16 protein-coding genes and 1 tRNA gene are annotated in these 20,567 nt (G+C 71.5%); 11 read left to right on the top strand and 6 right to left on the bottom strand.

Translation table 11 applies throughout. The annotated features are described in order from the left end of the window. The first annotated feature begins 472 nt into the window (after nucleotides 1-472). Entirely contained in the window at nucleotides 473-1,564 is a 1,092-nt protein-coding gene (locus MKK68_RS28735) for a catalase family protein (protein WP_244033655.1), read from the top strand. Nucleotides 1,565-1,612: 48 nt separating this feature from the next. Here the strand turns inward: MKK68_RS28735 and MKK68_RS28730 are convergent, their stop codons facing one another. Together MKK68_RS28730 and MKK68_RS28725 are read right to left on the bottom strand one after the other, a co-directional pair. Beyond that, entirely contained in the window at nucleotides 1,613-2,746 is a 1,134-nt protein-coding gene (locus tag MKK68_RS28730) for a GGDEF domain-containing protein (RefSeq protein WP_147842076.1), read from the bottom strand. A 172-nt stretch (nucleotides 2,747-2,918) separates the two neighbouring features. Beyond that, nucleotides 2,919-4,382: an SNF2-related protein gene (locus MKK68_RS28725; RefSeq protein ID WP_244033654.1), complete on the bottom strand. Its 1,464-nt coding sequence runs from the start codon at nucleotides 4,380-4,382 to the stop codon at nucleotides 2,919-2,921. A 110-nt stretch (nucleotides 4,383-4,492) separates the two neighbouring features. Between MKK68_RS28725 and MKK68_RS28720 the strand changes: the two genes are divergently transcribed. Both MKK68_RS28720 and MKK68_RS28715 read left to right on the top strand, forming a co-directional pair. Further along, nucleotides 4,493-4,738, top strand: coding sequence for a DUF6894 family protein (locus MKK68_RS28720; RefSeq protein WP_244033653.1), 246 nt, complete (start codon nucleotides 4,493-4,495; stop codon nucleotides 4,736-4,738). Between the two features lie 119 nt (nucleotides 4,739-4,857). Next, nucleotides 4,858-5,487 carry a class I SAM-dependent methyltransferase gene (locus tag MKK68_RS28715; protein ID WP_244033652.1) on the top strand — a complete coding sequence of 210 codons (630 nt, stop codon included), beginning with the start codon at nucleotides 4,858-4,860 and terminating at the stop codon, nucleotides 5,485-5,487. Nucleotides 5,488-5,744: 257 nt separating this feature from the next. Here MKK68_RS28715 and MKK68_RS28710 read toward each other — a convergent pair. Continuing rightward, a tRNA-Ala gene (locus MKK68_RS28710) sits at nucleotides 5,745-5,820 on the bottom strand. Nucleotides 5,821-5,938: 118 nt separating this feature from the next. Between MKK68_RS28710 and MKK68_RS28705 the strand changes: the two genes are divergently transcribed. Continuing rightward, nucleotides 5,939-6,241: a YggT family protein gene (locus MKK68_RS28705; RefSeq protein ID WP_147751992.1), complete on the top strand. Its 303-nt coding sequence runs from the start codon at nucleotides 5,939-5,941 to the stop codon at nucleotides 6,239-6,241. 108 nt (nucleotides 6,242-6,349) lie between these two features. Continuing rightward, entirely contained in the window at nucleotides 6,350-7,393 is a 1,044-nt protein-coding gene (locus tag MKK68_RS28700) for a MaoC family dehydratase (RefSeq protein WP_244033651.1), read from the top strand. A 31-nt stretch (nucleotides 7,394-7,424) separates the two neighbouring features. Here MKK68_RS28700 and MKK68_RS28695 read toward each other — a convergent pair whose 3' ends face one another. Together MKK68_RS28695 and MKK68_RS28690 are read right to left on the bottom strand one after the other, a co-directional pair. Beyond that, on the bottom strand, nucleotides 7,425-9,545 hold the full coding sequence (locus MKK68_RS28695; RefSeq protein WP_244033650.1) for a putative bifunctional diguanylate cyclase/phosphodiesterase: 2,121 nt from the start codon (nucleotides 9,543-9,545) through the stop codon (nucleotides 7,425-7,427). 210 nt (nucleotides 9,546-9,755) lie between these two features. After that, nucleotides 9,756-10,319: a L,D-transpeptidase gene (locus MKK68_RS28690; protein ID WP_147728073.1), complete on the bottom strand. Its 564-nt coding sequence runs from the start codon at nucleotides 10,317-10,319 to the stop codon at nucleotides 9,756-9,758. A gap of 303 nt (nucleotides 10,320-10,622) precedes the next feature. Between MKK68_RS28690 and MKK68_RS28685 the strand changes: the two genes are divergently transcribed. The 4 genes from MKK68_RS28685 (at nucleotide 10,623) to MKK68_RS28670 (ending at nucleotide 16,637) form a co-directional block, all read left to right on the top strand. Next, nucleotides 10,623-10,964 carry a hypothetical protein gene (locus tag MKK68_RS28685; RefSeq protein ID WP_244033649.1) on the top strand — a complete coding sequence of 114 codons (342 nt, stop codon included), beginning with the start codon at nucleotides 10,623-10,625 and terminating at the stop codon, nucleotides 10,962-10,964. A gap of 240 nt (nucleotides 10,965-11,204) precedes the next feature. Beyond that, nucleotides 11,205-12,539: an efflux RND transporter periplasmic adaptor subunit gene (locus MKK68_RS28680; protein WP_243936179.1), complete on the top strand. Its 1,335-nt coding sequence runs from the start codon at nucleotides 11,205-11,207 to the stop codon at nucleotides 12,537-12,539. 63 nt (nucleotides 12,540-12,602) lie between these two features. Further along, entirely contained in the window at nucleotides 12,603-15,773 is a 3,171-nt protein-coding gene (locus tag MKK68_RS28675) for a multidrug efflux RND transporter permease subunit (protein ID WP_244033648.1), read from the top strand. A gap of 189 nt (nucleotides 15,774-15,962) precedes the next feature. Next, nucleotides 15,963-16,637: a hypothetical protein gene (locus MKK68_RS28670; protein WP_244033647.1), complete on the top strand. Its 675-nt coding sequence runs from the start codon at nucleotides 15,963-15,965 to the stop codon at nucleotides 16,635-16,637. A gap of 91 nt (nucleotides 16,638-16,728) precedes the next feature. Here MKK68_RS28670 and MKK68_RS28665 read toward each other — a convergent pair whose 3' ends face one another. Further along, the gene (locus MKK68_RS28665) at nucleotides 16,729-16,962 is read right to left on the bottom strand and encodes a hypothetical protein (RefSeq protein ID WP_147729797.1); all 234 of its coding nucleotides are present in this window, start codon (nucleotides 16,960-16,962) and stop codon (nucleotides 16,729-16,731) included. A gap of 474 nt (nucleotides 16,963-17,436) precedes the next feature. On the opposite strand from MKK68_RS28665, the gene sseA reads away from it, so the two are divergent. Together sseA and MKK68_RS28655 are read left to right on the top strand one after the other, a co-directional pair. After that, nucleotides 17,437-18,285 carry a 3-mercaptopyruvate sulfurtransferase gene (gene sseA / locus MKK68_RS28660; RefSeq protein WP_244033646.1) on the top strand — a complete coding sequence of 283 codons (849 nt, stop codon included), beginning with the start codon at nucleotides 17,437-17,439 and terminating at the stop codon, nucleotides 18,283-18,285. A 181-nt stretch (nucleotides 18,286-18,466) separates the two neighbouring features. Next, complete coding sequence (locus MKK68_RS28655) at nucleotides 18,467-20,566, top strand: carbohydrate porin (protein WP_244033668.1); 2,100 nt, start codon at nucleotides 18,467-18,469, stop codon at nucleotides 20,564-20,566. The last annotated feature ends 1 nt before the right edge of the window (nucleotide 20,567 follow it).

Genomic DNA, 20,567 nt, shown 5'->3' with positions numbered 1-20,567 from the left:
TATCTGGAACGGTCTGGTCGGTCTCTCAGAGTCGGTGCGCGACGGCGGAAATATGACCGCTCGCCTGTCGTTCCGACCGGTGGGCGATCGTCGAGCGCCGCCGCTCGACGCTTCGAACTCGCACGCCCGCTCGGCCGCGTCGCACGGTCTTTTCGGTACAATCCGCCCCGAAAGCCGACGCGCCGGTCGGGGGGGCCGCCCACCCGACCCGAGACGGCCCGGCGTCTCGATACGGGACAGCCGGGCATGGTCCGATCCTACGCACGCTTAAATCCGATCGCGGTATCCCGCATCCGGGCCGCGTCGCGTTTCGGCCCAGGCTGGTGAGATCCGGGGTTCCCCCGCCCCGTGAGCGGATCGGGGCGGGGCCGAACCGAGGGCGGCCGGCGTTCCAGGGCCGAGGCGGCCCGGTCGAGGACGCGGCATCTCGCCCGGTCGGGCAACTTCCGCGAGTCGCCCCACGTTTGAGGGCATGACCCAGCAACCTCCGCTTCGGTTCGACCCCTCCTTCGAGACCGTCCCGGCGGACGAGGACGAGATCCAGCGGGGCCTGACCGAGGCCATGCTCTCGATCCAGCGGAAGACGCATGCCGACACCGGCTACGCCCACCGGGCCGTCCACGCCAAGGCGCACGGCTACCTGAAGGCACGATTCGAGGTCCTGCCCGGCCTTCCGCCGGCCCTCGCCCAGGGCCTGTTCGCGGCGCCGGCCAGCTACGAGGCGATCCTGCGGTTCAGCACCACGCCGGGCGACATCCTCGACGACCGGGTGTCCACCCCGCGGGGGGCCGCCTTCAAGGTCCTGGGCGTTCCCGGCCCGCGCCTGCCGGGCAGCGAGGGCGAGACCACCCAGAACTACGTGCTCGGCAACTCGCCCGCGTTCCAGATCGGCACCGCCGAGGGCTTCCTGCGGCAGCTCAGGCCGCTGGCCGCGACCACCGGGCGTGCCGAGCCCCTCAAGCGGGCGGTGTCGGCCGTGACGCGCACCGCGGAGGCCGCGCTCGAGATGGTCGGGGGCAAGTCCGCCACGCTGACCACCCTGGCCGGCCAGGCGAAGACCCATCTACTGGGCGACAGCTTCTTCTCCCAGGCCGCGCTCCTGCATGGCGCGTATTTCGGCAAGGTGGCGCTTTCGCCGGTCTCCTCCGACCTCGTCGCCCTGTCGGAGCGGCCCCTCGACCTCGCCGGCCGTCCCGACGGGATCCGCGAGGCCGTCCGGGACTTCTTCCGCACCTGCCCGGCCGTCTGGGAGCTGCGGGTGCAGCTGGCGACGGACATCGAGGCGATGCCGGTCGAGGACGCCGCGGCGATGTGGTCCGAGGACGAGAGCCCCTATCGCCCCGTCGCCCGCATCACCGCCGCGCCGCAGGACACGTGGTCGGACGCGATGCGCGCCGCCGTCGAGGACCGCCTGGCCTTCAATCCGTGGACCGGCCTGGCCTCGCACCGGCCGCTCGGCTCGATCATGCGAGCCCGGCGCCCGGCCTACGCCGCCGCCCGCGAATACCGGTCCCGCAACAACCGGGTCGAGATCGCCGAGCCGACGGCCTTTCCCGTCGCCTGAGGCCTCTTCCTCCGCCGGCCGGTCAAGCCGACGGCACGGAAGGCCGGCTCAGGCGGCGAGCGCCCCGGGATGATCCGCCGCGATCCACCGCCCGCGCCCGCCGCCCTTGGCGGCATACAGCGCGCGGTCGGCCCGGTTCAGGACCTCCTGCGGATCGGCCCCGACCTCCGGCGCATGGGCGATGCCGACGGAGATCCCGATCTCCGCGCTGCCGCCGGACAGGCGGTAGGGGCGGCCGACCTCCGCGACGATCCGAGACGCCAGGGCGCGCGCCCGTTCGGGCGTCGCGTCGACCTCCAGCAGCACGGCGAATTCGTCGCCGCCGAGACGATAGGCGCTCGCCTGCCCTTCGATGGCCTGGCGAAGGCGGTCCGCGACCCGAGCCAAGAGCGTATCGCCGGCGGCGTGGCCCATCGTGTCGTTCACGGACTTGAAGCGATCGAGGTCGAGGTAGAGCACCGCGCAGGGCTCGCCCGTGCCGCCCGGCCGGCGGCAGGCGCGATCGAGCTGCGTGCCGAAGCTGGCGCGGTTCGGCAGGCCGGTCAGGCCGTCATGCGCCGCGGTCCAGGCGACGGCGCGCCGTGCCAGGATCTTGTCGATGACGGTGCCCTCCAGGTGCAGGCAGGCTTCGGCGTAGGCCACCAGCATCAGGATCAGGAACCAGCCTCCGAACCAGCAGCCGAATTCCGGCCGCCGGGTCAGGGCGACGATGCAGGCGATCAGCATGATGTAGGCGGTCGTCACCGGGATCCACGGGATCACGGAGGAGCGGGTCGCCGCGCCGACGCAGAAGCTGAGGATGATGCCGAAGAACAGGATGAAGAAGTCCAGGCGGTCGATCGCTGCGGCGCGCAGCGCGAGCAGGGCGAGGCAGATCCCGGTGCCGACCATCATCGCGCCGAAGGTCCGGCCGCAGGCCCGCGCGACGCGAAACGTCATGTCCTGCGTCCGCGTGCGCTTGAACCGCCGGATCGAGGCGACGCGGCAGAGGGTGGCGGCGGATGCGAGCGCGCCCAGCGCCGCCTCGACGAGGCCGCCGGTCGCGAGCGCGAAGGCGAGGCTGGCCGCCGACACGGTGATCGCGAGGATCGCCACCTGCGGCAGGGACGAGTACAGCAGGAAGACGAGCTCGGTCTGCACGTCGTCGGGCAGGTCCTGGCGGCTCGTGAGTCTGCGTGTCATGCCTTACTATCGCGGGCAAGGTCTTTCGAAATGGTAGCCGCGATTTGACAGTCGCGAGGCGTCAAGCGAGCCTACAGAGGCCTGATTTGTCGGATGTGCGATAGATCAGGCGACCATCAAGCCGGTGCCGGCCCGTGGGGCGCGTCGTCGTCGTCGGCGTCCCGGCGGTCCCTCAGGCGCCGGGGCCGTCGGCTGCCAGGCGGCGCGCGATCGCCTCGAACATCCCGGTATCCTCGCCCACCATGGCGCCCATCGCGGCCATGCGCTGGACCACGGTCGCGGTGATCTCCTCCTCGACCGTGCCCTCGGCATAGGCGTAGTGGATCGTCGCCGCCTGCCCGTCCCGGTGGCAGCGTCCCTCGATCTGAGCGAGCTGGATCGCGCTGTGGCGCATGTCGTGGATCACCAGGGCCCGCGTGCGCTCGCCGCCCGGCAGCTCGTCCTGATGGAGCGAGATCGACTCCGTCACGGTGAACACGACGACGTCGAGCCGACCGGTCTGGAAGGCCCGGCGCACCGCCTCGTTCGCCTCGGCATCCTGCCGCCCGTCGATGGTGCCGACCTGCCAGCCGCGCTGCTCCAGGGCCGCCTGCAGAGCCGCACCGGTCTCGAGGAACGCCACGGAGATCGCGACCTGCTCGCCCGCGCCGAGGAGAAGCTCGGCGAAGTCGCACGTTCCCGCCACGCGCAGCAGGCTCGCCTTCTGCCGGAAGCGCAGATCCGCCGCCCACCCGGCCGGGCGCCGGTGGCTGCCGCCGAGCAACCCGAATTCCTGGCGGAACGCGCGCCACGTCGCCTGGTACAGGCGGCGGGCCTCCGCCGTCAGGGCCGTCGGCGCCAGGGCGCGCTGAACCTCCGGCCAGCCGGCGATGTCGCCCGGGCGCCGCCGCAGCCCGATCGCGCGCGGGCCGGTGTAGAGCAGGTCGGCCATGACGGCGCAGTCGCGCGCATTGCTGGTCCACGACCAGTTCACCCAACGGCCCTTGGCCCGGCCGATCCCGAGGCGCTGCATCAGCGTCCGGAACTCGGCGAGGGTCGCGGTCGGCGCGTCGGCCGCCTCGCCGAGGAGGCGTCCGAGATAGGAGAGCTCGTGGGGCGCCTGCCCGGCCGTCGCGCTCACGTAGCCGGTGAACACCGCCGCGTCGGCCAGGTGGCGGCACACCAGGCTCTGCTGGCTGTAGGGATTGCGCAGCCGGTGGCTCTCGTCGAACACGACGAGGGGCCAGGTCCGGCGCAGGCTTCCGTTCTTGGCCAGCGCGTTGTTCCTGGCGCGCGCCGACCGGCGGGTGCTCGCGGGCGGCGGCGCCATCAGGGACTTGGTGCGCTCGTAGTTCACGAGGGTCACCGCCTTCTCCGGCAATCCCGAACCGGCGATCGTGCGACGCCATTGCGGCATCGCGCCCTTCGGGCAGACGATCAGCACCTCGCCCTCGGGCATCCGCGCGAGCGCGCTCCAGATCGAGAGCGTCTTGCCCAGGCCCGTCGCGTCGCCGAGCAGGAAGCCCGGACGGCCGGCGGCCCGCGCGGCCAGGATCGCGTCGGCGGCTGCGGCCTGATGCGGGCGCGGGACCAGCGTCGCCTGGAAGCGGGGCGCCGGCGCGCCGGCGAGGGCGATGCCGTCGAGGTGCTTATCCACCCTGTCGTGACCGCGCGACGCTGTTCGCACCGGAACCCGTTTGCCTTCGACGGATTTCAGAACATATCATGAACGAGATTCGACCCGGTCGCTCAGGGAGTTGCACCGCCATGGCACGCTACCGTTTCCATTGCACGAACGGCCTGGAATGCGTCGTCGACACGGTCGGCAAGGACATCCGCTTGCCGGACAGGCTGCCCGCCAAGGCGCGCGGTGTCGCCGAAGCCCTGATGGTCACGCTCGACGGGCAGACGGATTGGGCAGAGTGGCAGGTGAGCGTGCACGATCTGAAGGGACGCAAGGTGCTGGCGCTTCCCTTCCGGCCGCCCGGCGACCACCTCCGGCAGGACATCTGAGCTTACGGCGTCGCCTCTCGCGCAAGCGGCCTTCGTCGCCCCGGGCGATGGATGCCACCGCGCACGGCGCCGTCGCATGGCGGCGCGAGGCGCGACGAGATCCCGAACGGAGTGACGCCATGACGAGCCTTCCCCAGCTTCCGCCCGAGGCGTTCCTCAAGCGGGACCAGGCGCCGGACGCCCTGTTCTACGCCCAGCCCCGGTTCGTCACCCACATCGACGACGCGGCGATCGCGGCCGTGACGGACCTCTACCGCGCCCTGCTCCCGGCCGGCGGCCGCCTCCTCGACCTGATGTCGAGCTGGGTCAGCCACCTGCCTCCGGAGATCGCCTACGCCGCCGTGATCGGGCACGGCCTCAACGGGCGCGAGCTCGCGGCCAATCCCCGCCTGACGGCCTCGTTCGTGCAGGACCTCAACGGCGACCCGGCCCTGCCGCTGGAGGCGGGCAGCATCGACGCCGTCCTCGTCTGCGTCGGGGTGCAGTACCTGCAGGATCCGGTCGCCGTGCTGCGCGAGGCCGCGCGGGTGCTGCGCCCGGACGCACCCGTGATCATCACCTTCTCGAATCGCTGCTTTCCGACCAAGGCCGTGGCGATCTGGCAGGCGCTCGGCGGCGACGATCAGGCGCGGCTGATCGATCTCTATCTCCGCCAGGCCGGCTTCCCGACCGTCGAAACCCGTGTCGTCCTGCCGGAAGGCGGCCCTGGCGATCCGCTGCGCGCCGTGATCGGCCGGACCGCGCCGTAGAGCGCGGCGCGAGGATCGGGCTTCGGTCCCGCCCGCACGCTTCGGCGGCCCGTGACGGGAGCGGTCGCGACGCCTTCAGACCCTGCGTCGACCCAAGGCTCGCAGGACGGCGGGAACGCCGCCGGCCGACAGGCTCGGGGGGCGTGCGCGCCGCCGATCCGCAGGATCGCAGAAATGCTGATGGCGGGCCTCAACCCGTTGTCGCGGCAGCGTTATCGCGGCCGGACCTCACCTGACGATCGACCACCAGGAAAGCCTGGTGGAGCTGAGCGGGATCGAACCGCTGACCTCCGCAGTGCGATTGCGGCGCTCTCCCATCTGAGCTACAGCCCCGTCCAAGGCGCCGGCCTTTTAGGCTTGCGCCGATCGAACTGTCAATTCCCGATTCCCGCTGCCGTCGCGTCGCCGTTCCGGCGTCCCGCGCGGGCGCACGAGGACACGTGTTTCGCGCATGAATTCCTTGATCTGGCTCTTCGACACCGTCGTCCAGCTCTTCATCTACGTCCTCATCGCCAGCGCGATCCTCAGCTGGCTCGTCGCCTTCAACGTGGTGAACGTGCGCAACCCGATCGTCTCGCAGATCGGCGAGGTGCTCTACCGGATCACCGAGCCGGTGCTGCGCCCGATCCGCAACCTGTTGCCAAACCTCGGCGGCGTCGACATCTCGCCGATCATCCTGATCCTGCTGCTGCTGTTCGTGAGCCGCCTGCTGCACGAGTTCGTGCCGGCCGACCCCTACGTCTACGCCCGCTGACGGCCGGTCCCGCGATCCTCAGGATCGTGGGACCCGCGCGCCGGCGGCCGACCCGCCGCACACCGTCCTCGAAACCGTCGCGCCCGGACGCGGAGATCCCCGAGCCCCATGAAGACCAATCCCGGCCGCTTCTTCGAGGATTACCGCCTCGGCGAGACCATCCGCCACGCCACGCCCCGCACGGTGACCACCGGCGACGTCGCGCTCTACACCGCCCTCTACGGCCCGCGCTTCGCGGTGCAGTCGTCGGACGCGTTCGCGCAAGGCATCGGCTACCCGCGCAGCCCGCTCGACGACCTGCTCACCTTCCACGTGGTGTTCGGCAAGACCGTGCCGGACATCTCGCTCAACGCGCTGGCCAACCTCGGCTACGCCGAGGGCGGGTTCCGCCGTCCGGTCTATCCGGGCGAGACCCTGTCCACCGTCTCCGAGGTGATCGGCCTCAAGGAGAGCTCGAACCGCCAGACCGGCGTCGTCTACGTGCGCTCGACCGGCTCGGACGCCAAGGGCGAGACCGTGCTGAGCTATTGCCGCTGGGTGCTGGTGCGCAAGCGCGACCCGCAAGCCGCGATCGCCGAGGAGCACGTGCCGAGCTTCGCCAAGGTGGTCGACCCGGCCGACCTCGCATGCGCCCTGCCCCCGCTCGACGTCTCGGCCTACGATCTCGACCTCGCCGGCAGCCCGCATCGGTTCTCCGATTACGCGGTCGGCGAGAAGATCGACCACGTCGACGGCATGACCGTCGAGGAGGCCGAGCACCAGATCGCAACGCGCCTCTACCAGAACACGGCCAAGGTGCATTTCGACGCGCTGAGCGGCAAGGAGACCCGCTTCGGCCGGCGCCTGATCTACGGCGGCCACGTGATCTCGCTGGCCCGCGCCCTGAGCTTCAACGGGCTCGCCAACGCCTTCGCCATCGCGGGCATCAACGCCGGCCGGCACGTGGCGCCGCTGTTTGCCGGGGACACGGTCTACGCCTGGAGCGAGGTGCTCGACACGGCCGAGACCGGTCGCGGCGACGTCGGCCTGCTGCGGCTGCGCACGGTCGCCACCAAGAACCAGCCCTGCGCCGCGCATCCCGGCCGCGAGGGCGACGGCTACCACCCGAGCGTCATCCTCGACCTCGACTACTGGGCCTTCATGCCGAAGTGACGGCCCGCCCCGGGCGCGTCCCGCACCGGCTTCAGGCGCTGCGGGAGAAGGCTTTGGCGGGAACGGGCTCGGCGAGGCGACGTCCCAGGAGATCGCCCGGCACCGGCCGGCCGTAGCGGTACCCTTGCGCGTAGCGGCAGCCCATGCCCATCAGCGCCGCCTCCTGCTCCGGCGTCTCGATCCCCTCGGCGATGACGATCAGGTCGAGGCTGCGGCCGATGTCGAGCACCGCCTTCACGATGGTCGCGTCGTGGGCGTCGTGGAGCACGTCGCGGACGAAGCCGCGGTCGATCTTCAGCTTGGTGAGCGGGAAGCTCTTGAGGGTGGAGAGCGAGGCGTAGCCGGTGCCGAAATCGTCGAGCGCGATGCCGACGCCGAGGGCCCGCAGGCGCCGCAGCGGCTCCAGCGTGGCGGGTGCGTCGACCAGCGCGATCATCTCCGTCACCTCCAGCTCCAGGATCTCCGGCGGCAGCCGGTGCCGCGCCAGGGCCTGGATCACCACCTCGGCCAGGGTGCCGGCGCGGATCTGCGCGTCGAACAGGTTCACCGCCACGCCGATCCGCGGCAGGCCGGCCTTGCGCCACGCGGCCGCCTGGCGGCAGGCCTCGTCGAGGCACCACTGGCCGAAGCGGGTCGCCAGGGTGCTCGCCTCGATCGCCGGCAGGAACTCGGCCGGCGCGAGCAGCCCGCGGGTCGGGTGGTTCCAGCGGATCAGGGCCTCGACGCCGCGCAGGCGCCCGGTCGCGAGCTCGATCTGCGGCTGGTAGTGCAGGGCGACCTCGCCGGCGGCGAGGCCGTCGAGGAGCGCATCCTGCAGGTCGCGCCGGGTCTTGGCCGCATCCCGCATCGCGGGGGTGAAGGCGCGGTAGCCGCGCGGGCCCATGTGGCGGGCGCGCTCGAGGGCGAGGTCGGCCGCCGCCATCAGCTCGGCCGCGTCGGCCCCGTCGCGCGGCGCCTGCGCGGCGCCGATCCGCGCGCCGACATGCAGGACGTGGTGGCCGACGGTGACAGGTTCGGCGAGCGCGGCGAACAGGGCTTCGGCGCAGGCTTCGGTGCCGGCCTCGAGATCCGCCTCGCCGGGCGCCTCGGTCGCGGCCAGCAGCACGGCGAGCTCGTCCTCGCCGAGGCGGGCCAGGAGCGTCCCCGGCGGCAGGCGTCCGGCCAGCCGCACCACCAGCGCCTCCAGCAAGGCCGCCCCGATGCCCGAGCCGAACCCGTCGGTCACGGCCCGCAGGCCGTCGACCCCGAGGGTCAGCAGCCCGACCGGTCGGCGCGCGGCGAGGCGCGCATCGATCTCTCCGGATAGGCGGACCCGGTTCGGCAGGCCGGTGCCGGGGTCCTCGTGGGCGAGCCGGAGCAGGCACGCGTTGCGGCGGCGGCGGTCCGAGATGTCGCGCATCACCGCGCCGACGCCCATCGCGGCGCCCTCCCCCCAGGCGCAGAGCGACAGCTCGATCGGCACCTCGCTGCCGTCGGCGCGCAGAGCCGTCACCTCGACGGAACGGCCGGCGAGCTTGGGAGGGCCGCCGGCGGTGAGCGCACCCATGCCGGCGACGTGGTGCCCGCGCAGGCGCAGCGGCACGATCGAGGCCACGTCGCGCCCGGCCAGGGCACCGGCGGGGTAGCCGAGCAGCGTCTCGCAGGCGGGGTTGGCGAAGGTGATCTGGCCGGTCGCGTCGGTGGTGATCAGCGCCGAGCTCGTGGCGGCGACGAACCCTTCCGCGTCCCGCTGCGCCATCGTCCGCCGCCCCTGCGCCAGCACCGCGACGGCGAGGTCGGACAGCCGCGCCAGCCGCCGGCGCGTGCGGTCGGCCAGGGGCGGCCGCGGCGCCGGGTCGGCGACGCACAGCACCCCGAGGCAGGTGCCGTCGCGGTCGATCAGCGGCGCGCCGGCGAAGAAGCGGATCGCGCCGCCGCCGGCGGAGCCGGCACGGAACTGCGGATCGATCGCCGCGTCGGGGACGACGAGGACGTCGCCCCGGGCGATCGCACGGTCGCGGAAGGGCGCGAGCGCGTTCGCTTCCTCCGCTCGCGGCCCGATCGGCGCCCCGGCGCCGAGGATGGCGGCGATCGGCGCCTCGAGAAGGTCCGCGGCCAGGTCGATCAGGCCCTGCAGCGACGCCTCGACCGACGCCGTCCGCGCGTCGCGCATCGCCGCTGAGCCTGCTCGATCATCCGCCATGCGAAACCGTCCCGGACGCCCGATCGGGCGCGGACGGCAGGATTTCACGGCAAACGCTGTCAAAGACTTAAAATTACAATCTTGAATTGTAATTTTGTCGGTCGAGGCGACGGCTGCCCAGGCGAAGCCCTTCGTAACGGCGGGACGAAGACCGGCGCCCCATCCCGCCGCCATCAACCATCAGTTGCGAACGATCACCTTGGTGCCGACGCGGACGCGATCGTAGAGGTCGACCACGTCCTTGTTGGTCATCCGGATGCAGCCGGAAGAGACGGCGGCGCCCATGGTCTCGGGCTCGTTGGAGCCGTGGATGCGATAGAGCGACGAGCCGAGATACATCGCCCGGGCCCCGAGCGGGTTGTCCTGGCCGCCGGCCATGAAGCGGGGCAGGTCCGGGCGGCGGGCGAGCATCTGCGACGGCGGCCGCCACGACGGCCATTCCTTCTTCATCGTGACGCTCTTCTCGCCCGACCACGAGAAGCCCTCGCGCCCGACGCCCACGCCGTAGCGCACCGCTTCGCCGCCGCCGAGCACGTAGTAGAGCCGGCGCTGGCTCGTCGAGACGACGATGGTGCCGGGCTTCTCCTTGCCCTTCCAGGCGATGGTCTCGCGCGGGATCGCCTGGGTGCGGAAGATGTTCATGAAGTCGGCGATCGGCCCGGCATCGAACGGGTTCGCGTGCGCCGCGCCGGCGCCGAGCGCGAGCCCGGCAGCGAGGCAGAGTGTGGCGATGCGGCGTGTCATGCTGGTCCTCCGGTGGTTCGTTCGATCCGCTGCCGAGTAGGCGGGCATTGCGGCAAGCGGCGGACGTCGGATGCGTTGGGGGCCCGGAACGCGCCGCCTGTGGGATCGCCGCAACACTTCCTGCGGGTGGATCGCGGCCTGCCGACCCGGAAAGCCCTCCACCCGGCCGGAGGCGGAGGGCGATTGGTTCCCGGATTTCTCGCAGACCCTCTCGACAAGATGTCGCAGCCGGTTGTGCCGCGATGGGGCAGAGCCTTTATGGGAGCCGTGACATGCCCCTCCGAAATCGCTGCGCCGGCCCGCGTGGCCGCTCGTGCCACGATGCTGCGGGTGCTCGTCGCTCTCGTGGTCGGCGTGCTGCTGCTCGTCGTCGGTCTCCCTCGGGAGGCCGGTGCCGCCGTCTCGGGCAGCGGCTCGACGCTGACGGCTCCCCGGTCGGTCCTGGCCGACGCCGCCGACGCTTCGGTCGACATGGTCGCGCCGCACGCGGTCGAGGCCGACGATTGGGCCGGACGCCCGGCCTCCGCCGATCCGCTGCCGCACCTCCTCCGATGCCTGTCCGGATCCGCCTTCGTTCCACGCGGCCGCGCCGTCGTGCGCGCCCGGGCTTCCGCACCGCCCGACCGCCCGCCCCGGCTCGCCTGAAGGGCCGACGGCGCGGACTTTCCGCCCGTTGTCGCGGGATCGCCAAGATGTCCTGCGAAAGCGGGGGGCTCGCGCTGTCCTCGCGGTTGCCCCGACCCCTCGAGCGGGCGACCGTTGCCGAACGATCCGGCACCACGCGCCACCGACACACACCGGACGGCCGAGCCTCACCTCGGCCTTCCCCGAGATGCGTTTCGCAGGAGCGACCCGACCTTGACCTTCTCCCTGTCCGCCCGCCGGATGCGCCCTGCCTCGCTCGGTTTCGGGGTGTTTCTCGTCGCGCTCTCCGCCTGCAACCAGAAGCAGGCCTCGGCCCCGGTCCCGCCTCCGCCGCCGGAGGTCAGCATCGTCACGGTGGCGCCCCAGGCGATCCCCTACGTCCGCGACCTGCCCGGCCGCGTCGCGCCGATGCGGATCGCCGAGGTGCGGTCCCGCGTCTCCGGCCTCGTGGTGAAGCGGCTGTTCGAGCAGGGCAGCCAGGTCAAGGAGGGCGACGTCCTCTACAAGATCGACCCGGCACCGTATCAGGTCGATCTGATGAGCGCCGAGGCCGCGCTGGCGCGTCAGGAGGCGGCCCTGGTCCTCGCCAACCAGCAGGCCGAGCGCCTCGAGACGCTGCTCACCCGCCAGTCGGCGAGCCAGGCCCAGTACGACACCGCCTTCGCCGGCAAGAAGCAGGCGGAGGCCGAGGTCGCCGGCGCCCGGGCGACCCGCGATCGGGCCAAGCTCAACCTCGATTGGACGGATGTGCGCGCGCCGATCTCGGGCCGCATCGGCCGGGCGCTGCTCACCGAGGGCACCCTGATCGAATCCGGCACCACCGGCGTGCTCGCCACGATCCAGCAGCTCGACCCGATCTACGTCGACATCACCCAGTCGGTCGGCGAGCTGAACAAGCTCCGGCGCGATCTGGCCAGCGGCGAGCTCTCGCGGCTGGAGCGCGATTCCGCCAACGTCCACCTGATCATGGACGACGGCGCCCTCTACCCGATGGCGGGCCGGCTCCTGTTCTCGGACGTCACTGCCGACCCGAGCACCGGCCAGGTGACGCTGCGCGTGCAGATCCCCAACCCGCACGACGAGCTGTTCCCCGGCATGTACGTGCGCGCCCGGATCAAGCAGGGCATCGATTCCGATGCGATCGCGGTGCCGCAGCAGGCGATCCAGCGCACCAACGACGGCAAGGCCGAGGTCTGGGTCGTCAAGGCGGACGACAAGGTCATGCTCCAGCCGGTCGAGGTCGGCCCGGTGGTCGGCACCAACTGGCTCATCCGCGACGGCCTCAAGGCCGGCGAGCGGGTGGTGATCGAGGGCTTCCAGAAGATCGTCGCCGGCCAGCAGGTGAAGCCGGTGGACAAGACGCCGCCGCACGAGACCGCCGAGGCCATGCCGCACGACGTCGACGAGGTCGCCGAAGCCGAGGCGAAGGTCGCCGAAGCCAAGATGGCCGAGGCCAAGGCCGCCGAGGCCCGGGCCGCCGAAGCCAAGGCGAGCGCGGCGAAGGCCGGCGCGATCAAGGCTTCGGACGGCAAGACTTCGGACGGCAAGGCCGAGGCCGCCGCCAAGACGCGCTGAGCAAGTTGCGCTGATCACGACGCGCCGACGACCGACCACCCGACAGGCTGATCCGGAACATCCATGGCACGCTTCTTCATCGACCGGCCGGTCTTCGCCTGGGTCGTCGCGCTGTTCATCATCCTCGGCGGCGCGCTCGCGCTGCCGCTGCTGCCGGTGGCGCAGTATCCGGTGATCGCGCCGCCGGCGATCGCCCTGTCGACCGCCTATCCCGGCGCCTCGGTGGAGAGCCTCTACACAGGCACGACCCGGCTGATCGAGGACGAGCTGAACGGCGCGGCCAACATCATGAGCTTCGAGTCGACGAGCGACTCGTTCGGCGCGGTCAACATCACCGCGACCTTCCAGCCCGGCACCGACCCGGCGCTGGCCTCGGTCGAGGTGCAGAACCGCCTCAAGCGCGTCGAGGCGCGCCTCCCGGCCGAAGTCCGCCAGCAGGGCATCCTGGTCGAGGAGGCGTCGGCCGCCACGCTCAACATCATCACCCTGGTCTCGACCGACGGGAAGATGGACGAGATCGGGCTCGGCGACTTCCTCATCCGCAACGTCATCAACGAGATCCGCCGCATTCCCGGGGTCGGGCGCGCGACGCTGTACTCGACCGAGCGCAGCCTTCGCATCTGGGTCGACCCGGACAAGCTGCGCGGGCTCTCGCTCACCGCCGAGAACGTGACGGACGCGATCCGCAACCAGAACATCCAGGTGGCGTCCGGCGCCGTCGGCGCGCAGCCGAGCCCGTACAGCCAGGCGATCACCGCGCCGATCATCGTCAAGGGCCAGCTCGCCTCGGTCGACGACTTCGGCGCGATCGTGCTGCGCGCCAACTCGGACGGCTCGAACGTGCGCCTGCGCGACGTCGCGCGGATCGAGCTCGGCGGCGATGCCTACCAGTTCTCGACCCGCCTCAACGGCGGCCAGGCCGCGGGCATCTCGGTGACGCTGGCGCCCGACGGCAACGCCCTGGAGACGGCGGGCGCCATCCGCAAGAAGATGGAGGAGCTGTCGCAGTTCTTCCCGCCGGGCCTGAAGTGGGACATCCCCTACGACATCACCCCCGCGGTGAAGGCCTCGATCGAGAAGGTGCTGCACACCCTCGTCGAGGCGGTGGTGCTCGTCTTCGTGGTGATGTTCCTGTTCCTGCAGAACATCCGCTACACCCTGATCCCGACCATCGTCGTGCCGATCGCCCTGATGGGCACCTGCTGCACGATGCTGCTCGCGGGCTTCTCCATCAACGTGCTGACGATGTTCGGCATGGTGCTGGCCATCGGCATCCTCGTCGACGACGCCATCGTCGTGGTCGAGAACGTCGAGCGCATCATGACCGAGGAGGGCCTGTCGCCGAAGGACGCGACCAAGAAGGCGATGGACCAGATCACCGGGGCGATCATCGGCATCACCCTGGTGCTGATCGCGGTGTTCATCCCGATGGCGTTCTTTCCCGGCTCGGTCGGCATCATCTACCGCCAGTTCTCGATCGCGATGGTGACCTCGATCGCCTTCTCGGCGGTGCTCGCGCTCTCGCTCACCCCCGCCCTGTGCGCGACACTGCTGAAGCCGGTCGCGAAGGGCCATGGCCATTCCAAGGGCGGCGTGTTCGGCTGGTTCAACCGCATCGTCGACCGCGAGACCAAGCGCTACGGCCGCGGCACCGCGTGGTTCATCAAGAAGTCCGGCCGGGTGATGATCGTCTACCTCGCGCTCGTCGCCGGCGTCGCCTTCGCCTTCGCGCGGCTGCCCGAGGGCTTCCTGCCGCTGGAGGACCAGGGCTTCTTCACCGTCGACATCCAGACCCCGCCCGGCGCCTCGTTCAACCGGACGCAGGCCGCCGTGCGCAAGGTCGAGGAGCATCTGCTGGCCCAGCCCGGCGTCGCCACGGTGACGATGCTGAACGGCTTCTCGTTCTCCGGCCAGGGCTCGAACACCAGCCAGGCCTTCGTGACGCTGAAGCCCTGGGGCGAGCGCGACGCGGCGAACGCGGCCTCGGCGCTCGTGGCCGGAACCAACAAGGCGCTCTCCGGCTATCGCGACGCGATCGTCGACGCGCAGGAGCCGCCGCCGGTGGACAACCTCGGCAACGCCGCCGGCTTCTCGTTCCGCCTCCAGGACCGCGCTCAGAAGGGCTACTCGGCGCTGCTCGCCGCGCAGGAACAGCTCCTGAAGCTCGCCATGCAGAGCCCGGTGCTGCAGAAGATGAAGATCGAGGGCCTGCCGCCGGCGCCCGAGGCCGAGCTCGTCATCGACCGCGAGAAGGCCGCCGCGCTCGGGGTGAAGTTCGAGGACATCAACGCGACGATCCAGGTCAATCTCGGCTCGGTCTACACCAACGACTTCCCGAACCGGGGCAAGATGCAGCGCGTGATCGTCCAGTCGGAGGATCTCCAGCGGATGCAGGCGACCGACATCCTGAACTACGGGGTGAAGAACGCCTCCGGCACGATGGTGCCGATGTCCTCCTTCGCCGACCTGAAATGGAGCGTCGGGCCGCAGCAGATCGTCGGCTTCAACGGCTACCAGTCGGTCCGCATCACCGGCGAGCCCAACGCCGGCTACACGTCGGGCGACGCGATCGCCGAGATGGAGCGGCTGATGGGCCAGCTGCCCAAGGGCTTCGGCTACACCTGGACCGGCCAGTCGCTGCAGGAGAAGCAGGCCGGCTCCCAGGCCTCGCTGCTGCTCGCGCTCTCGGTGCTGATCGTGTTCCTGTGCCTGGCCGCGCTCTACGAGAGCTGGGCGATCCCGGTCTCGGTGCTGCTGGTCATCCCGCTCGGCGTCATCGGCTCGGTGGCGGCGGTCTACCTGCGCGGCCTGCCCAACGACGTCTACTTCAAGATCGGGCTGATCACGATCATCGGCCTGTCGGCCAAGAACGCGATCCTGATCGTGGAGTTCGCCAAGGACTTGTGGAAGCCGGGCACCTCGATCGTCGACGCGACGATCGAGGCGGCGACGCTGCGGTTCCGCCCGATCGTGATGACCTCGCTCGCCTTCATCTTCGGCGTGGTGCCGCTCGCCATCGCCAGCGGCGCCGCCTCGAAGAGCCAGCAGGCGATCGGCACCGGCGTGATGGGCGGCATGATCTCGGCGACCATCCTGGCGGTGTTCTTCGTGCCGGTGTTCTTCGTGGTCGTGATGCGGCTCTTCCGCCGCAAGGACGTGCTCGCCGGCGAGAAGGCCGATGCCGCGACCCCGGCGGTGCGGGCGCCGGGCGGGCACGGCGTGCCGGCGGAGTAGCGCCGGACGGCATTCGGGCGCAGGCCCGATCGCCGTGCACTGGTCGCCGCGGGTACGTTGTTGATCGCGTGCCGCGCGGCACCGGGCGAGGACAATCCTCGTGGACGCTGTCGTAAGATCTCGGTAAGAATTGTGCCGAGGCAGGCAGCGTCGTCCGCGCTGCCGCCGCCATCCGCCGGGGAGTGCGCGATGTCGATCGGAGCCGGTGGAATCCTCAGGGCGACCCTGATGCTGAGCCTGGCGCTCGGCACGACGGCCGCCTCCGCGCAGACCGCCCCCAACGGCGCCTGGACCGATCCGCCGACGCGCAGCACCACGACCGCCGCGCCGCCGGCCGCGGCAATCCCCGCCGCTCCGGTGACGGAGCCGACAGCGAGCGCGGGCCGATCGGCGGACGAACGAGCCGCGTCGAGCCGGTCGGAGACGGCGGGCAGGGCCACGGCACCGGCGTCCTCGCCGGCCCGCCAGGCGGCAGTGCCGGTGCGCAAGCGGGTGCGCGAGGTCCGGCGCACGCATCCGCAGGTGATCGCCGCGACACCGCGTGCCCGGATCGCGACCCCGCGCGTCGTCGAGCGTCGCGAGGCGACGCGGCCGGTGATGCGCCGGGTCGCCGCGCGGGCCTACACCCCCCGGACGTTTTCAGCGCCGCCCTACCCGTACGCTCCGCTGCCGGTCGGGCGGGTGGTGGGCCCGAGCGATGGCGAGCGCAACCCGATCTTCGCCGAGGGCGACGACCGGATGCGCCGCATCGCGGCGGCGCAGGCCGCCGGCTACCTCGTCGTGCGTTCCCGCTCGGTGCAGTATCCGGATGGGCGGATGGTGCGCAGCTACCGGCCCTACGACGACGATGACGGGCTGGACTAGCGTGCGAGCGCCCTCGTTCGATCACGAGGGCGCTGACGATCCGCGTACGACCGCGCCGTGCTCGCGCAGTCCTCGAAGCCGGCCGCTGCGCTCAGCGGATGCGGCCGGGGCGGGTCGGCTCGAACACGATGCGGCGGTGGAAGGCGCACCAGCTCTTCCCCTCGGCGACCGGAGCGCCGCAGCACATCGCGCGATCGTTCGGCTCGCCGATGATGAACTTGCACACGAAGGCGCCCGACTGCGCGAACGGCACGCGCAACTCGGCGGACGGCTCGGTGATGGTCTCTGCTTCGCCGATCTGGGACATGCGGACGAGTTGGTTCATCGCACTAAAGCTCGCGGAATCTCATGCTGGCGCCGACGGCCGCCCGGCAGGGGGATGGTGAGAGAACGCCGCACCGTATCGAGCGATCCCGCAACGCACGATGCTCCGTGCCGTCGAGACGTTCGGTCCATACGGGTCCGGCGAAAATGCCGGCGCGACAGTGTCATGGTGTTGTTATAACTGGTCTTGTTCTCCGCGGAAACAAGACCGCCCCGCGCATCTTGCAACCGCGCACAGCCTTCAGGGTCTGACGCGGACGTAAGCCGGCGGCACCGGCGCGACACGATGTCTTGCCCTGCAGCATGGAGCATCGGCACGGGATCCGCGACGGTTGCGGCGGATCGGCGACGCCCGGGCGGGCTTCCCGACGAAGCCCGCCCTCGCGACCGCGCACCGTTCGGCGGGGCGTGCATCCGTCTCCACCCTGTGATTGAGTGGCGCCGACATCGCCCGCAACGACTTCCCGGACGCATCATGGCCGACACCGCGCTCGTCTCGACCGAATGGCTGCACCAGCGCCTGGATGCGCCCGACATCGTGGTGCTCGACGCCTCCTGGTACCTGCCCGCCGCCGGGCGCGACCCGGAGGCGGAGTATCGCGCCGCCCACATCCCGGGCGCGGTCCGCTTCGACATCGACGCGATGAGCGACACCGAATCCGGCTTGCCGCACATGATGCCGCGCCCGGAGGTGTTCGCCTCGCGGATGCGGGCGCTCGGCATTGGCGACGGGCTGCACATCGTCGTCTACGACGGGCACGGCCTGTTCTCGGCGCCGCGCGTGTGGTGGATGCTGCGCACCTTCGGCGTCCGCGACGTCTGCGTGCTCGACGGCGGCCTGCCGGCCTGGGTCGCGGCCGGCTACCCGACCGAGGACGGCGAGCCGCGGGTCCGCGACCGGCGCCATTTCACCGCCCGGCTCGACCACGGCGCCGTCGCCGACGCGGCCGACGTCGCCCGCGCGCTGGCCGGCGGCACCGCCCAGGTGGTCGATGCCCGCTCCGCGCCCCGCTTCCGCGGCGAGGAGCCGGAGCCCCGCCCCGGCGTCCGCCCCGGCCACATGCCCGGCGCCCGGAACCTGCACTACGCCGCGCTGCTGACCGACGGGCATCTCAAGGCGCCGGACGCGCTCCGCGCAGTCTTCGCCGAGAACGGTGTCGACCCCGACCGGCCGATCGTCACCACCTGCGGCTCAGGCGTCACCGCGGCGATCGTCGCCTTGGCGCTGGACCGCCTCGGCCGCCCGGCCCGCGCGCTCTACGACGGGTCGTGGTCCGAGTGGGGGGGCGATCCGAGCCGTCCCATCGCGACGGGCCCGGCCTGACCGACACCGGCGTCATCCGCGCGTCATCGAGCGCGGGGCATTTTTGCAACGTCGCGATCGGGAATGCGCAGGCCGGCAGGGCCGGGATTGCCGCAGTTATAGCCAATGCTATACCTCGCATCGGAACGTGCGGGGGATCAGGTCGATGCGGCATCGGGGCGAGGCGGACAGCGCCGGATCGATGGGCGTCGCCGGTCGCCGCGCGGCCTGGCTGATCGGTGCCTGCCTCCTCCCGGCGCAGGCCTTCGGCGCCGATCTCGCGGTCGCGCGCGCGCCGGCGCCCGCCTTCGTCGACTGGTCGGGGGGCTATCTCGGGATCGAGGGCAGTGCCGGCGGCTCCTTCGGCGCCCTCGGCTTCGAACCGACCACGATCGGCGGACGCCCCGTGCCGCCGTTCAAGACCGGGGATGCCACCGGCCGCGCCGACCGCAGCCGCGAGGCGACCACCGCCGTCGGCGGCGTGTTCGGCGGCTGGAACTGGCAGGCCGGCCCGTGGCTCTACGGCCTGGAGGCGGACATCGCCGGCGCCAACCTCAAGCGCCCGGTCGCCTCGACCGCCGCCGGCTTCGGCTACGAGGGGTTCGACCCGGTCTTCGACGTCATCCGCGCCAAGACCGACCTCTACGGCGCCCTGCGCGCCCGCCTCGGCTTCGCCTTCGAGCGCGCGCTGATCTACGCGACCTTCGGCCTCGCCGGCGCCGAGACGCGGTTCCTCGCCACCTATCCGGACCGTGCCGGCGGTCCCGCCGCGACGGCCAGGACCGACCGGGGAACCCTCGGGTTCACCCTCGGGGCCGGCGTCCAGTACGCGATCACCGAGCACCTCGCCCTCGGCCTCGACTACCGCTACATCGATCTCGGCAGCACCGGGCGGTTCGACCTCGGCGCGGTGCCCGGCCTCGGCCCGGTGTCGACGCAGGCGCACGTCACCTCCAACCAGATGCTGGCGCGGCTGTCCTGGTATCCGGCGGGGCTGCGGCTGCCGCCCGAGCCCGACGAGGCGGCCCCGCACGACCCCGACAACGGCGACACCGGCCGGTTCTCGCTCCACGGCCAGACCACCTTCATCAACCAGGGCGTGACCGGGTTCCGCTCGCCCTATCTCGGCCCGAACAGCCTGGTGCCGCACCAGGCCCAGGCGACCACGACGGCGACCGCCTTCGTCGGCTTCAAGCTGTGGGAGGGCACCGAGCTCTACTACAACCCGGAATTCAGCCAGGGCTTCGGCCTGTCGCGGACCCTGGGCGTCGCCGGCTTCGTCAACGGCGAGGCGCAGAAGGCCGGCGCCCCGTTCCCGAAGCTGCGCTCGAACCGCTACTTCGTGCGCCAGACCTTCGGCCTCGGCGGCGAGACCGAGGATGTGCCCGACGGCCCGAACCAGGTCGCCACGCGCCGCGACGTCGAGCGGATCACGGTGGTCGCCGGCAAGTTCGCGCTCGGCGACTTCTTCGACGGCAACGTCTACGCCCACGATCCGCGCGTCGACTTCATGAACTGGTCGCTCTGGGCGGCCTCGGCCTGGGATTTCCCGGCCAACCTCCCCGGCTTCACGCAAGGCGTCTACGTCGAGTACAACCGCGCCGAGTTCGCGGTGCGCGCCGCCTACACGCAGGTGCCCAAGGAACCGTCGAGCGACGTGCTCGACCCGCGGGTGTTCGACCGCCAGGGCGCCAACATCGAGTTCGAGGGGCGCTACGTCCTGCCCGCGCTGGAGCAGCCGGGCCGGGTGCGGATCGGCTTCTTCTCGAACCAGGGCAACACCGCGCGCTATCGGCAGGTCGTCGCGCTGACGCAGTCGGGCGTCTTCGACGACGTCAACGACGCGGTTGCCGCCACCCGCCGCCCGCGTCGCAAGACCGGCGGCTACGTCAACCTCGAGCAGGCGGTCACGGCCGATCTCGGCGTCTTCGCCCGCGTCAGCCTGTCGGACGGGCGCAACGAGAGCCTGTCCTTCACCGACGTCGACCGGAGCGCGTCGGGCGGCGTCTCGCTCAGGGGGACCGCCTGGGGCCGGGCAGGCGACACGGTCGGCCTCGGCGCCACGGTGAACGGCCTCACCGAGGCGCACCAGGCCTACTTCGCCACCGGCGGCCTCGGCTTGCTGATCGGCGACGGGCGCCTGAACTACGCCCCCGAGCGGGCGCTCGAGGCCTACTACGCCATCGGCCTGACCAAGACCGTGACCCTGACCTTCGACTATCAGCGGGTGATCAACCCCGCCTACAACCGCGACCGGGGCCCGGCGGACTTCTTCGCCACCCGGCTGCACGCGGATTTCTGAT

The organism is Methylobacterium sp. E-016 (assembly GCF_022829745.1).
Lineage (GTDB): Bacteria > Pseudomonadota > Alphaproteobacteria > Rhizobiales > Beijerinckiaceae > Methylobacterium.
This window is presented reverse-complemented; position numbering and strand designations above follow the sequence as displayed.